Annotated in this window: 14 protein-coding genes; 6 read left to right on the top strand and 8 right to left on the bottom strand. The window is 69.3% G+C overall.

The window, feature by feature from the left end; translation table 11 throughout:
- A partial coding sequence (locus tag ACLBYD_RS29645) for an alpha/beta fold hydrolase (protein ID WP_447819245.1) occupies positions 1 to 902 on the top strand: 902 nt, incomplete at its 5' end.
- Positions 903 to 929: 27 nt separating this feature from the next.
- Here the strand turns inward: ACLBYD_RS29645 and ACLBYD_RS29640 are convergent.
- From ACLBYD_RS29640 to nth, 4 genes are read right to left on the bottom strand one after another with little or no spacing between them, the layout of a single operon-like run.
- Positions 930 to 2,117 (bottom strand): MarP family serine protease, encoded by a 1,188-nt coding sequence (locus tag ACLBYD_RS29640; RefSeq protein WP_255028573.1) that lies wholly within the window; start codon positions 2,115 to 2,117, stop codon positions 930 to 932.
- Complete coding sequence (locus ACLBYD_RS29635; protein ID WP_060653833.1) at positions 2,114 to 2,812, bottom strand: NUDIX hydrolase; 699 nt, start codon at positions 2,810 to 2,812, stop codon at positions 2,114 to 2,116. Before ACLBYD_RS29635 ends, ACLBYD_RS29640 begins: the two co-directional genes overlap by 4 nt.
- Positions 2,809 to 3,480, bottom strand: coding sequence for a TlpA family protein disulfide reductase (locus ACLBYD_RS29630; protein WP_447819244.1), 672 nt, complete (start codon positions 3,478 to 3,480; stop codon positions 2,809 to 2,811). The genes ACLBYD_RS29635 and ACLBYD_RS29630 overlap by 4 nt, the downstream gene beginning before the upstream one ends.
- A 4-nt stretch (positions 3,481 to 3,484) precedes the next feature.
- Positions 3,485 to 4,279 (bottom strand): endonuclease III, encoded by a 795-nt coding sequence (nth, locus tag ACLBYD_RS29625; protein WP_060653837.1) that lies wholly within the window; start codon positions 4,277 to 4,279, stop codon positions 3,485 to 3,487.
- Positions 4,280 to 4,351: 72 nt separating this feature from the next.
- Between nth and ACLBYD_RS29620 the strand changes: the two genes are divergently transcribed.
- Positions 4,352 to 4,624 carry a hypothetical protein gene (locus tag ACLBYD_RS29620; RefSeq protein ID WP_447819243.1) on the top strand — a complete coding sequence of 91 codons (273 nt, stop codon included), beginning with the start codon at positions 4,352 to 4,354 and terminating at the stop codon, positions 4,622 to 4,624.
- A 191-nt stretch (positions 4,625 to 4,815) separates the two neighbouring features.
- Positions 4,816 to 5,490 (top strand): Crp/Fnr family transcriptional regulator, encoded by a 675-nt coding sequence (locus tag ACLBYD_RS29615; RefSeq protein ID WP_006552426.1) that lies wholly within the window; start codon positions 4,816 to 4,818, stop codon positions 5,488 to 5,490.
- A gap of 79 nt (positions 5,491 to 5,569) precedes the next feature.
- Here ACLBYD_RS29615 and ACLBYD_RS29610 read toward each other — a convergent pair whose 3' ends face one another.
- The 3 genes from ACLBYD_RS29610 to ACLBYD_RS29600 are packed head-to-tail and all read right to left on the bottom strand — an operon-like array spanning position 5,570 to position 7,049.
- Positions 5,570 to 6,358: an MBL fold metallo-hydrolase gene (locus tag ACLBYD_RS29610; protein ID WP_447819242.1), complete on the bottom strand. Its 789-nt coding sequence runs from the start codon at positions 6,356 to 6,358 to the stop codon at positions 5,570 to 5,572.
- Positions 6,359 to 6,416: 58 nt separating this feature from the next.
- Complete coding sequence (locus ACLBYD_RS29605; RefSeq protein ID WP_447819241.1) at positions 6,417 to 6,881, bottom strand: RidA family protein; 465 nt, start codon at positions 6,879 to 6,881, stop codon at positions 6,417 to 6,419.
- Between the two features lie 3 nt (positions 6,882 to 6,884).
- The gene (locus ACLBYD_RS29600) at positions 6,885 to 7,049 is read right to left on the bottom strand and encodes a DUF4177 domain-containing protein (RefSeq protein ID WP_006552429.1); all 165 of its coding nucleotides are present in this window, start codon (positions 7,047 to 7,049) and stop codon (positions 6,885 to 6,887) included.
- A gap of 50 nt (positions 7,050 to 7,099) precedes the next feature.
- Here ACLBYD_RS29600 and ACLBYD_RS29595 point away from each other — a divergent pair, with 50 nt between their 5' ends.
- Together ACLBYD_RS29595 and ACLBYD_RS29590 are read left to right on the top strand one after the other, a co-directional pair.
- Entirely contained in the window at positions 7,100 to 8,116 is a 1,017-nt protein-coding gene (locus tag ACLBYD_RS29595) for an ArsA family ATPase (protein ID WP_447819246.1), read from the top strand.
- On the top strand, positions 8,113 to 9,243 hold the full coding sequence (locus ACLBYD_RS29590; protein WP_060653845.1) for an ArsA family ATPase: 1,131 nt from the start codon (positions 8,113 to 8,115) through the stop codon (positions 9,241 to 9,243). The genes ACLBYD_RS29595 and ACLBYD_RS29590 overlap by 4 nt, the downstream gene beginning before the upstream one ends.
- Before the next feature lie 47 nt (positions 9,244 to 9,290).
- Here the strand turns inward: ACLBYD_RS29590 and ACLBYD_RS29585 are convergent, their stop codons facing one another.
- Positions 9,291 to 9,614, bottom strand: a complete 324-nt coding sequence (locus ACLBYD_RS29585) for a WhiB family transcriptional regulator (RefSeq protein ID WP_006552432.1) — start codon at positions 9,612 to 9,614, stop codon at positions 9,291 to 9,293.
- A gap of 293 nt (positions 9,615 to 9,907) precedes the next feature.
- Here ACLBYD_RS29585 and ACLBYD_RS29580 point away from each other — a divergent pair, with 293 nt between their 5' ends.
- Positions 9,908 to 12,334 (top strand): transglycosylase domain-containing protein, encoded by a 2,427-nt coding sequence (locus tag ACLBYD_RS29580; protein WP_271038809.1) that lies wholly within the window; start codon positions 9,908 to 9,910, stop codon positions 12,332 to 12,334.
- Positions 12,335 to 12,367: the final 33 nt, after the last annotated feature.

Below are 12,367 nucleotides of genomic sequence, written 5' to 3'. Positions count from 1 at the left end.
CCGGACCGTGGACGCATCGAGACATCCACGCCAACGGCATCCGCTTCCATGCCGTCGAAGTCGGCCCGCACGACCCGGACACACCGCTCGTGGTGTTCGTGCACGGCTTCGCCGACCTGTGGTGGTCGTGGCGTCACCAGCTCACCGCCTTCGCCGATCTCGGCTACCGGGCGGTCGCGGTGGACCTGCGCGGTTACGGCGACACGGACAAGCCGCCGCGCGGATACGACGGCTGGACGCTCTCGAACGACATCGGGGGACTGATCCGCGCCCTCGGGCACACCGAGGCGATCCTCGTGGGCCACGCCGACGGGGGCCTCGTGTGCTGGGCGACCGCGGTGCTCCATCCCCATGTCGTGCGGGCGATCGCGGTCGTCGACTCCCCGCACCCCATCTCGCTGCGCGACGCGACCCTGCGCGACCGCGCGCAACGCAACGCTCTACTGCCGACCTTCCTCACCTACCAGCTGCCGTGGCGTCCCGAACGGAAACTGGTCCGCGACAACGGCCTGGAGATCGAACGACTGCTGCGCGTGCGGTGCGGCCCGGACTGGCGACGCACCGACGAGTTCGCCGACGTCGTCGACCGGCTGCGCACCGCGATCCGCATCCCGGGCACGGCGCACCTGACCCTCGAATACCAGCGCTGGGCGTTCCGCAGCCAGTGGCGTCCCGACGGTCGCCGCTTCATGAAGGCCATGGACGTCGAGCTCACCCTGCCGATCCTGCAACTGCACGGCGCGCTGGATCCCTACGTGCTCGCCGCGACCCTGCGGCGCTGCGTGCGGCACGCCCCCGGCCGGATCCTGAAATTCGTCGACGGGGCCGGCCACTACGCCCACCAGGAGAAACCCGAAGCGGTGACGGCGTTGCTCGCCGACTTCGTCCGCGGACTCGACTGACCTGCCCGTCCGCCGGACGGACAGGCGTCAGACGATGCAGGCGCCGGTCGCGACCGGCTGATTCACTCCGGCCATCTCCAACTGCCGGCTCACCTCCGCACCGGTGAGAACGAAGCCGGTGTCGGTGTCGTCGACCGCCGCGCCGAAGACCATCCCGAGGACGCTGCCGGACGGATCGACCAGCGGACCACCCGAGTTGCCCTGCCGGATCGTGCCGCGCACCGTGTACACCTCGCGTTCGACGGTGCCGCCGCGGTAGATGTCCGGACCCTGCAGGTCGAGCGTCTCGCGGATGCGCGCCGCGCTCGCCGTGTACGGGCCACCCCCCGGGTAGCCGAGCACGATCGCGTCGTCACCCGACTCCGCCGGCTCCGAGGCGAAGCCCAGCGGCTGCGCGGTCAGTCCCGGCACCGCGAGGATCGCGACGTCCACCTCCGGATCGAAGAGCACGACGGTCGCTTCGAGCGGGCCGCTCTCCGTATCGACGGTCACCGCCGCGGTTCCGGCCACGACGTGCGCGTTCGTCATCACCCGTTCGGGTGCCACGACGAAACCGGATCCTTCGAGCGCCTTCTGGCAGCTGGGTGCGACGCCGTTGATGCGCAGCACGCTCGTCTGCAGCCGGGCGGGCACCGATCCTTCGAGGAGACCACCGTCGGGTGCCTCCACCTCGGCGATCGGGGTGCGCCCGAACGGCCCGATCACCTCGGGCAGACCCGAGGTGTCGAGCAGCGCCGAGAACTCGTTGGGGATCGCGCGCATCCAGTCGGGGGCGACGTCGTCGACGGTCCCGAGCACCTGGGATCCCCGCACGGCCGCGGAGACGGCGGGCTGGGTCGTGGCGGTCAGCGGGATGGCGAGCAACCACGCGGCGACGAGCACCGCGACCGACTGCAGACCGGCGCCGACGACGCTGTCCACCGCCCGCGCGCCCGGACTGTGGATACCGCTGCGCGCGGCACGTCCGAGCACCATGCCGGCCACCTCGCCGATCACCACCAGCACCACGATCAGAGCGATCCCGGCGAGGATGCGCATGCGCGCGTCGTCGATGTGCACGAGCACGTGCGGAGCGATGAGGATGCCGGCGACCGCACCGAGCAGCACACCAAGGAAGGCCAGCGCCGAGGCGACGGCTCCCTGCCGGAGTCCGGAGGACGCGGCGATCAGGACGATCACCACGATGATCAGATCGATCCAGCCCGATCCGGTCATGATTCGACCACCCCCGTCTCCAGTTCGGCGAGTACGACGTCGAGGTCACGGACATCGTGGTGATCCCACTCGATCTCCCACCCCGACACCGCGAACAGACCCGCGAGCACACCCGCGGTGAAACCCCAGACCAGCATCCCGTCCACCTGGAATGCCGGGCCCTGATAGCCCAGCCGGTGCCGGACCTGGAAACGGTTGTCAGGGTCGAGCAGCTCGTGCAGCGACACCCGGACCACGCGGGTCGCCTCCCCCGGATCGACCACGCCGACGGGGCTCGGGGTCTCCCAGTAGGCGACCACGGGGGTCACGTCGAAGCCGGAAGGCGGGATGAACAGTTCGGGGAGCACGGCGAGCGGCCGGATCCCGGACGGATCCAGGCCGGTCTCCTCCTCCGCTTCGCGCAGCGCGGTGTGGATGGCGCCGTAGTCCTCGGGATCGGCGGCGCCTCCGGGAAAGGCCACCTGCCCGCTGTGCTGCCGCAGCGTCGCGGCGCGCTGGGTGAGCAGGACGTCGGCGTCGGCGGGAAGTCCGCCGCGGGCGATCGGATCGGCCTCGGGCGACCCGCCGAACAGCACCAGCACGGAGGCCTGCCGCACCCGCGCGTCGCGCGGGGCGCGACGGTTCAGGATCGGGTTGAGGCCGTGCGGGTCGGTCGGCGACACCGAGGCGACACGCCGGAGCCATTCGGGGATCATGCGGCCACCCCCAGGTGCTCCTCGACGACCGAGGCGACCTCGTCTGCCGACTCGAAGGGGATCGGGAGCACGGCGGCGATCGATCCGTCGGCGCGGAGCAGCACCGTCACGGGAAGGACGGCGGGCGCACCGACCGCGGCTTGCACGCGACCCGAGCCGTCCTGCACACCCGGCAGATGCACGTCGTAGTCGGCGAGCCGGCCGAGGGCGTTCGACTCGTTCGGGTCGGTGTGGACGGTGACGACGGTGACCTCCTCGCCCACCCGGGCGGCGTAGTCCTGGAGAACCGGCAGTTCCTCGGCGCAGGGAGCGCACCACCACGCCCAGAGGTTCACCACGGCGGGCTTTCCGGCGAGGGCGGCCGCGAGGTCGACGGAGGAACCGTCGCCCACGCACTCGAAGACCAGACCGGCGAGCGGGCCGGCGGGAGCGGGCGAGGACACGCCCGGCTGCGGGCACGGATCCAGCGCGGCGGTCTCCCGTAGTGGGGCGAGGGACTGCGCGTCGTCCTGGGGTCGGCGATCCACGGGTGCGGCCGACGGGGTGGCCGGTCCCGAACCGGTGGTCGGCGGAGGGTCGCTGCGGTCGCGCGGCCAGATGGCGACGATCAACGCGATGACGACGACGAGGGCTGCCAGGCTCCAGCGGCCTGCTGTGGAAGGACGCACTCCGTCACCGCCCGGCCAGCTCGAGCAGGTGCTCGGTCTCCGGTCCCTTCACCAGCGCGGCCGCGGTCTGCGGATCAGTGGGCCCGGTCCCGTAGGAGGGGCAGTCCTTCGCGAGGACACACACCCCGCATGCCGGCTTGCGTGCGTGGCACACGCGCCGACCGTGGAAGATCACGCGATGGGACAGCAGCGTCCACTCCTTGCGCTCGATGAGCGCACCCACCGCGTGCTCGATCTTGACCGGATCGGTCTCGTCGGTCCATTCCCAGCGACGCACGAGCCGCTGGAAGTGGGTGTCGACCGTGATACCCGGCACATCGAAGGCGTTTCCGAGGATGACGTTGGCGGTTTTGCGGCCGATACCGGGCAGCGCGACGAGGTCCTTCAGGCGGGCCGGCACCTCGCCGTCGTGCCGCTCGAGCAGAGCCTGGCCGAGACCGATGAGCGAGTTGGCCTTGTTGCGATAGAAGCCGGTCGAGCGGATGTACTCCTCGAGCTCGGCGCGGTCGGCCTCCGCGTACGCGCGGGCGTCGGGGTACCGGGCGAACAGAGCGGGAGTCACCTGGTTGACCCGCACATCCGTGCACTGTGCCGACAGGATCGTGGCGACGGCGAGCTCGAGCGGATTCGTGAAGTCCAGCTCACAGTAGACGTGCGGGAAGGCCTCGGCGAGGCGTCGGTTCATCCGTCGTGCGCGACGGACGAGGGCCAGGCGCGACTCCGGTCCGCGAGCCTTTCCGGTCACTCGGCGCGGGGCCGTCTCGGGGCTCTCGGACTGGGTGGCATGCACCTGATCCACTCTACGTAAACACTCTCCCCAGGATCCGGCCCCGTGTCTCTTCCGAGATCTTTCCGGTGTTTACTTCCGGGTATGCAAGCTCTTGCTGTCGTCCTCTTCCCGGTGCTGCTCATGTTGTTCGCACTGTCCATGGAACGTGTCGAAGCGCGCTTGAGTCGGTTGTCCGTCCGTGAGCAGGAAGTGGAGGAGTTCCTCGACAAGGCGGACCAGGCCGATGTCGCGGCACTCGCTCGTGAAGGTTTCCCCGGGGCCCTGGCCCGCTTCCAGCGTCGCCGTCGCCGCGGACCGAGCGCCGACAGCGCGGACGATTCGGACGGCCATCTGCGCGCGCGCCGCGCCAGCTGAACGACTACCTGCCGGTAGCCTCGAAGTGCCGATGATCGGGTTCGTCGACCGTTTCCGTGGTATCGGTCACTCACTCGTGCAGCGCGCACGATAGACTGGGCGCTCGTACGCCTGACAGGTGACCTGCCCGGGAAGTCCGTCGACGTGCAGACCCGGCAGTAGATGACGAATCATTCCCAAAAGGAGCGCACGTGGACGAGGTCCTGGCCAGAGCAGGCATCTTCCAAGGAGTCGAGCCCTCGGCGGTTGCGGCGCTGATCAAAGAGCTTCAGCCTGTAGATTTCCCGCGCGGCCATGTCATCTTCAACGAGGGTGAACCCGGCGACCGGCTGTACATCATCGTCTCCGGCAAGGTGAAGCTCGGGCGTCGTTCGCCCGACGGCCGCGAGAACCTCCTGACGATCATGGGCCCGTCCGACATGTTCGGCGAGCTGTCGATCTTCGACCCGGGTCCGCGCACCTCCACCGCCACCACCGTCACCGAGGTGCGTGCCGTGAGCATGGACCGCGACGCACTCAAGGCGTGGATCGACCAGCGCCCCGAGATCGCCGAGCAGCTCCTCCGCGTGCTGGCCCGTCGTCTGCGTCGCACCAACAACAGCCTCGCCGACCTGATCTTCACCGACGTCCCCGGTCGTGTCGCCAAGGCGCTGCTGCAGCTCGCCCAGCGTTTCGGCACCCAGGAGGCCGGCGCCCTGCGTGTCACGCACGACCTGACGCAGGAAGAGATCGCGCAGCTCGTCGGCGCGTCCCGCGAGACCGTGAACAAGGCCCTGGCCGACTTCGCGCACCGCGGCTGGCTGCGTCTCGAGGGCAAGAGCGTGCTGATCTCCGACTCGGAGCGTCTGGCGCGTCGCGCTCGCTGACCCACGGATCGCCGAAANGGGACGCTCTGCGTCCCGGCCTTTCGTGTGTCTCACTTCAGCCGGCCGTGGCTGCTCCGGTTCAGCTGTGGCTGCGTAGGTACTCCAGCTGCACGTTGACCGACTTCTCCGCCGCGCCCCACAGCGAGGGGTCGACGTCGGCGTAGACGTGCTCGACGACCTGCCGCGCGGAGGCGTCGGCGCCGAGGGTGCGCAGCGCACCGCGCACCTGCTCGAGCCGGCCCTCCCGGTGGGCGAGGTACTCCCGCGCGATCGTCTCGAGGTCGGGCAGCTCGGGGCCGTGCCCGGGCAGCACCGTGTAACCGCCGCCGAGTCCGATGAGCGACCTCAGCGACCGCAGGTAGTCGCCGAGGTCGCCGTCGGAGTCGTCGAGCACGGTCGTACCGCGGCCGAGGATGGTGTCGGCGGTGAGCACACTGCGGTCCTGCTCGATCGCGAACGACAGCGAGTCGGCCGTGTGCCCCGGGGTCGCGACGACCCGGATGCGCAGACCCGCCGCCTCGACGACGTCGCCGTCGGACAGTTGCTGCCCACCGCCGTGGCGGTGTTCCGGCAGCACCGCGTGCACCGGGCATTCCGCGAGCTGCGAGAAACGCTCGGCACCCTCGGTGTGGTCGAAATGGCGGTGACTGATGAGGGTCGCCGCCACCGGCACCTGCGCGATCCGCTCGAGATGCCCTTCGTCGAGGGGACCCGGATCGACCACGACGCACTCGTCGCTGCCGGGGGCCCGGAGGATCCAGGTGTTCGTTCCCTCGAGGGACATGATCGAGGGGTTCTCCGCCAGCATCACCGCGGCGTTCTCGGTGACCTGCCGCAGCTGCGCGTAGGCGGGGTGGACCAGCGCCATCAGTTGTGCCTCTCGTGTCGGGTCCGTCGGGAGCCGCCCTCGGTCGGGGAGGGTGGCGTCAGCGTACTTCCACCATCAGCTCGACCTCGACGGGAGCGCCGAGGGGCAGTTCGGCGACGCCGACGGCCGAGCGGGCGTGCGCGCCGACCTCACCGAAGATCTCCCCGAGCAGTTCCGACGCGCCGTTGATGACGCCGGGCTGGCCGGTGAAGCCCTCGGCGGACGCCACGAAGCCGACGACCTTCACGACGCTCGCGATGTTGTCGAGTCCGACGAGACCGTCGACTGCGGCGAGCGCGTTGAGCGCGGCGGTGCGGGCCGCGGTCTTCGCCTCCTCCGCCGACACCTCGGCACCCACCTTGCCGGTGTGCGTCAGCTTCCCGTCGGCCAGCGGCAGCTGACCGGAGGTGTAGACGACGTCGCCGTTGCGGACGGCGGGCACGTAGGCCGCCACCGGGGCGGCGACCGGCGGCAGGGTGATGCCGAGTTCGGTCAGGCGTGCGCTCCAGGTGTTGTGCGACACGGGTCAGCCCTTCGGACGCTTGAGGTAGGCGACGTGCTGCTCACCGGTGGGGCCGGGCAGGACGGTGACGAGCTCCCAGCCGTCGGCACCCCACTGGTCGAGGATCTGCTTGGTCGCGTGCGTGAGCAGCGGCACGGTTGCGTATTCCCATGTGGTGGTTTCACTCATGTCCTGACCCTATCCGGCACCGTTCACCGTCCACGACTTATAGGCTCGTGATCGTGGCATCTCCGACATCACATTCCGGCGAATGGCCGGCAGGCGCCGCCCAGGCGCGACTGCACTTCGTGTCCGGCAAGGGTGGCACCGGGAAGTCCACCGTGGCCGCGGCGCTCGCACTGGCGCTCGCCGCCGGAGGTCGCAAGGTCCTGCTCGTCGAGACCGAGGGACGTCAGGGCATCGCGCAGCTGTTCGACGTGCCGCCGCTCCCGTCGGTCGAGACGAAGATCGCGACCGTGCCGGGTGGCGGGGAGGTGTCGGCTCTCGCGATCGACATCGAGGCGGCCTTCCTCGAATACCTCGACATGTTCTACAACCTCGGATTCGCAGGTCGCGCGATGCGACGGATGGGGGCGATCGAGTTCGTGACCACGCTCGCGCCGGGCCTGCGCGACGTGATCCTCACCGGCAAGATCAAGGAGACGGTGGTGCGCACCGACGCGTCGGGCACCCCCGTCTACGACGCGGTCGTCGTCGATTCCCCGCCCACCGGCCGCATCGGCAGCTTCCTCGACGTCACCAAGGCCATGGCCGATCTCGCGAAGTCCGGTCCGATCCGGTCGCAGAGCGAGGGCGTGGTCCGTCTGCTGCACTCCGACCAGACCGTCGTCCACCTGGTCACCCTGCTCGAGGCTCTGCCGGTGCAGGAGACGGCCGACGCGGTGGACGAACTCGAGGCCGCCGATCTCCGGATGGGCACGGTGATCGTCAACCGCACCGCCCCCGAACACCTGCCCGAGGAACTCGTCGACGACGTCGCTGCCGGCCGCATCGCCGGACCCGCGGTCCGGACGACCCTGGAGAAGGTGTCCATCAAGCTCTCCGACGACGATTTCGCCGGCCTGCTGACCGAGACCATCGAGCACGCCGCGGTACTCCAGGCGCAACAGGTGAGCGCCGCTCAACTCGACGAAGTGAAGGTGGCACGCATGTCCCTACCGGCCCTCGCCGACGGTGTCGATCTCGGTGGCCTCTACGAACTCGCCGATGCCCTCGCCGAGCAGGGTGTCCGATGAGCGCACCGATCCGGAAGGCCCTCGACGTCGGCCGCATCCTGGACGACCGCTCGTCCCGGGTGATCGTGTGCTGCGGGTCGGGAGGTGTCGGCAAGACGACCACCGCCGCGGCGCTCGCGTTGCGCGCGGCCGAACGGGGCCGCAGCGTCGTGGTGCTCACGATCGACCCGGCGCGGCGACTGGCGCAGGCCCTCGGGGTCGCCTCGCTCGACAACTCACCGCAGAAGGTGGAGCTCGGACCGGAGGCGAAGGGCGAGCTGCACGCCATGATGCTCAACATGCGTCGCACCTTCGACGACATGGTGCTCGAGCACTCGACGCCGGAGAAGGCGCAGCAGATCCTCGACAATCCCTTCTATCAGACCGTGGCGTCGTCGTTCTCCGGCACGCAGGAGTACATGGCGATGGAGAAGCTCGGTCAGCTCGCGCAGAGCGACGAGTGGGATCTCATCATCGTCGACACCCCGCCGTCCCGGAACGCGCTCGACTTCCTCGACGCTCCCCAGCGGCTCGGGGCCTTCCTCGACGGGCGGATGATCCGGATCTTCACGGCACCCGGGCGTGGCTTCGGCCGCCTGGTGACCGGCGCGATGGGGCTCGCGCTCAAGGCGGTCTCGACGATCGTCGGGAGCCAGATGCTGTCGGACGCGTCGGCCTTCGTGCAGTCGCTGGACTCGATGTTCGGGGGCTTCCGCGAGCGCGCCAACCGCACCTACCGGTTGCTGCAGCAGCCGGGAACCCACTTCATGGTGGTCGCGGCACCCGAACCCGATGCCCTGCGCGAGGCGTCGTTCTTCGTCGAGCGACTCTCGGGCGATCGCATGCCGCTGTCGGGCCTGGTGCTCAACCGCACCCATCCGACACTGTCGGCGCTGCCGTCCGATCACGCCCTCGCCGCGGCGGACCAGCTCGCCGAGGAGGAGGGCGTGGACGCGAAGGCCGCGGAGGCCGTTCTCCGCATCCACGCGCACCGGGCCGTGATCGCCAAGCGGGAGTTGCGGTTGCTACGCAACTTCACCGCGGCGAATCCCGCCGTCCCCGTGGTCGGGGTGCCCTCGCTGCCCTTCGAGGTCTCGGATCTCGAGGCGCTGCGGGCGGTGGGTGAGCAATTGACCCGCGAGGCGTGATGTCTCGCGGGTCATGATCTCGGCGGTTCGTACCGGTGAGGTGGTGACTAGACCGCGCTCTGGTGCTGTCGCTGCGCCTGGAAGAAATCGGCCCAGGACTCGACCTCGGGATGCTGCTTGAGGAGAGCACGACGCTGCCGCTCCGTCATGCCTCCCCACACGCCGAACTCGACACGGTTGTCGAGGGCGTCCGCCCCGCACTCGAGCATCACCGGGCAGTGCCGGCAGATCACCGCAGCCTTGCGCTGCGCTGCGCCACGCACGAACAGTTCATCGGGATCGACTTCGCGGCAGCGAGCCTTGGAGACCCAAGCGATGCGCGCTTCGGCCTGATCGACGTCGAGTCGGGTCGTCGGGGTGGTCATGTGCATTCAGTTGCCCCTTTACTTTCCGAACGCCGGTTCGCGGTGTTCGAGGTCTGCGCCGCCCGTGTGCCGCGACGGCGCGAAACCTGCCCGTCAAGGTGTTATCTGCGTCACACTGATGTCTCAATCTAGGTAAACTGATGCCCACGCGCAAGGCGAACGAAACCTTTTCTGGTACGTACGTACAAAGTTGCACGTCGGAGGCGTTTTCTCAGCGCCCGTCGTGCCACGCCCGCTCCCTGGAAACGGCCGGCCGGTCCCCCGCCACGTAGTGTGTAGGCGTGTCGATCCGAAGAACGGTGGCGAAGCTCGCTGGTTGCACGGCCCTCGGCGGCGTTCTCGTAGCAGGGATGCTCTTCCCGGCCGCGGGTGGATTCGGGTACGTCTCGAACCGCGCCGCGGACACCGTCGACAACAGTTCCGCAGAGCTCGTCGAAGGTGTCGTCCCAGCCGTGACGACCATGGTCGACAAGGCGGGCGAGCCGATCGCGTGGCTCTACGACCAGCGTCGCTTCGAGGTGCCCAGCGACCAGATCTCCAACGAGATGAAGCTTGCGATCGTCTCGATCGAGGACAAGCGGTTCCCCGAGCACCAGGGCGTCGACTGGCAGGGCACCATCCGCGCGTTCCTCACCAACACCACGAGCGGTCAGGTCGAGCAGGGCGCCTCCACGATCGACCAGCAGTACGTCAAGAACTACCTGCTGCACGTGATCGCGAAGACCGACGCCGAACGCCGCGCGGCGATCGAGACGACGCCGGCCCGCAAGATCCGTGAGATCCGCATGGCGCTGACCCTCGACGATCAGCTCACCAAGGACGAGATCCTCACCCGCTATCTGAACCTCGTCCCCTTCGGCAACGGTTCGTTCGGCATCCAGGACGCCGCCCAGACCTACTTCGGCATCGACGCGAAGGACCTGAACATCCCGCAGGCCGCGATGCTCGCGGGCATGGTGCAGTCCAGCTCGGCGCTGAACCCGTACACCAATCCCGACGGCGTGCTCGCCCGTCGCAACATCGTGCTCGACACGATGATCGACAACATCCCGGAGCGCGCCGACGAGATCCGCGCTGCGAAGGAACTGCCGCTCGGCGTGCTGCCCGAGCCCAACACGCTCCCCCGCGGCTGCATCGCTGCCGACGACCGCGGTTACTTCTGCGAGTACGCGCTGCAGTACCTCGAGAACTCCGGTCTGTCGCGCGAGCAGATAGACCGGGGTGGATATCTTATCCGCACGACTCTCGACCCCGAGGTCCAGAACTCCGTCAAGGAGTCGCTCGACCGGTTCACCAGCCCCACCGTCGACGACGTGGCCTCGGTGATGAACGTGATCGAGCCGGGCCAGGATTCGCACAAGGTCCTCGCCATGGGGTCGAGCCGCAAGTTCGGTCTCGACGCCGAAGCCAAGGAGACGGTCCAGCCGCAGCCCTACTCGCTGGCCGGTCACGGCGCCGGGTCGATCTTCAAGATCTTCACCGTCGCCGCCGCCATGGAACAGGGTCTCGGCACCTCTGCCGTGCTCGACGTCCCGTCCCGCTACAACGCCCGCGGTCTGGGCGACGGCGGTGCCCGCGGCTGCCCGGCCAACTACTACTGCGTCGAGAACGCCGCGCCGTATCCGTCGCGACTGTCGGTGACCGACGCGCTGGCACAGTCGCCGAACACGGCGTTCGTCAAGCTCATCGAGGCCACCGGCGTCGACGCGGTTGTCGACATGTCGGTGCGCCTGGGTCTGCGGTCGTACCTGCAGCCCCGCACCTCCGGCTTCGGCGACCAGTCGATGGCCGAGATGCAGAAGGACCAGCACCTCGGCTCGTACACGCTCGGCCCGACGTGGATCAACGCGCTGGAGCTGTCGAATGTCGCGGCAACCCTCGCCTCGCACGGCAAGTGGTGCCCGCCCAGCCCGATCGAGGAAGTGTTCGACCGCGAGGGCAAGCCCGTGCCGATCACGCAGCAGGCGTGCGAGCAGGCGGTCGAGCCCGGTCTCGCCGACACCCTCGCGACGGCGATGAGCAAGGACACCTCCGCCGGCGGTACCGCTTCGGGCGCCGCGGGGTCGGTGGGCTGGAACCTGCCGGTCGCGGCGAAGACCGGTACGACGGAGTCGCACATGTCGTCGGCCTTCCTCGGCTTCACCAACCGGTTCGCCGGCGTGGTCTACACCTACGGCGACTCCCCCACTCCCGGCCAGATCTGCTCGGGTCCGGTCCGCCCCTGCTACGACGGCAACCTCTTCGGCGGTACCGAACCGGCGCGGACGTGGTTCTCGGCGATGCTGCCGGTGGCGAACAAGTTCGGCTCCATCGAACTGCCCGCCCCCGATCCCCGGTACGTCCGCGGCGCGGGCAACGCCCAGGTTCCGGACGTGACGGGCCTGTCGAAGGACCGCGCGGTCCAGCGACTGCAGGACGCCGGATTCTCGGTCTCGGAGGCCACGATCGCCGGTGAGGAACGCGCCGGAACGGTGACGGGTACGTCCCCGAGCGGCTCGGCCGTCCCGGGATCGACGGTCACGCTGTTCATCAGCGACGGATCGGTCCGCGTCGCTCCCACCACGAGCGCCACCCCGGCCCGCCCGCGCGACCGCGAGGTGCCCGACACGACCCGCCGGTCGACGCCCGCGCCCATCCCGGGACGTGAGCTCGAGCAGAGCGAGTCGAGTCCGCCGGCGGAGGAGGAGTCCACTCCCACGACGACACCGAGCCGCCCCGACAACTGAGGCCGCAGGGCTTCCACGGCCGTGCAGTTCTCG

This window comes from Rhodococcus sp. C26F (genome assembly GCF_053345925.1).
Note: the sequence above shows the minus strand (reverse complement) of the source record. Positions and strands in the feature narration are given on the sequence as shown.

Excerpts from the sequence above, each read along its gene's own strand:
- ACLBYD_RS29585 (WP_006552432.1), bottom strand. The coding sequence starts at position 9,614 with ATGCACATGACCACCCCGACGACCCGACTCGACGTCGATCAGGCCGAA.
- ACLBYD_RS29610 (WP_447819242.1), bottom strand. The coding sequence starts at position 6,358 with ATGGCGCTGGTCCACCCCGCCTACGCGCAGCTGCGGCAGGTCACCGAG.
- ACLBYD_RS29635 (WP_060653833.1), bottom strand. The coding sequence starts at position 2,812 with ATGATCCCCGAATGGCTCCGGCGTGTCGCCTCGGTGTCGCCGACCGAC.
- ACLBYD_RS29620 (WP_447819243.1), top strand. The coding sequence starts at position 4,352 with ATGCAAGCTCTTGCTGTCGTCCTCTTCCCGGTGCTGCTCATGTTGTTC.
- ACLBYD_RS29590 (WP_060653845.1), top strand. The coding sequence starts at position 8,113 with ATGAGCGCACCGATCCGGAAGGCCCTCGACGTCGGCCGCATCCTGGAC.
- ACLBYD_RS29640 (WP_255028573.1), bottom strand. The coding sequence starts at position 2,117 with ATGACCGGATCGGGCTGGATCGATCTGATCATCGTGGTGATCGTCCTG.
- ACLBYD_RS29600 (WP_006552429.1), bottom strand. The coding sequence starts at position 7,049 with ATGAGTGAAACCACCACATGGGAATACGCAACCGTGCCGCTGCTCACG.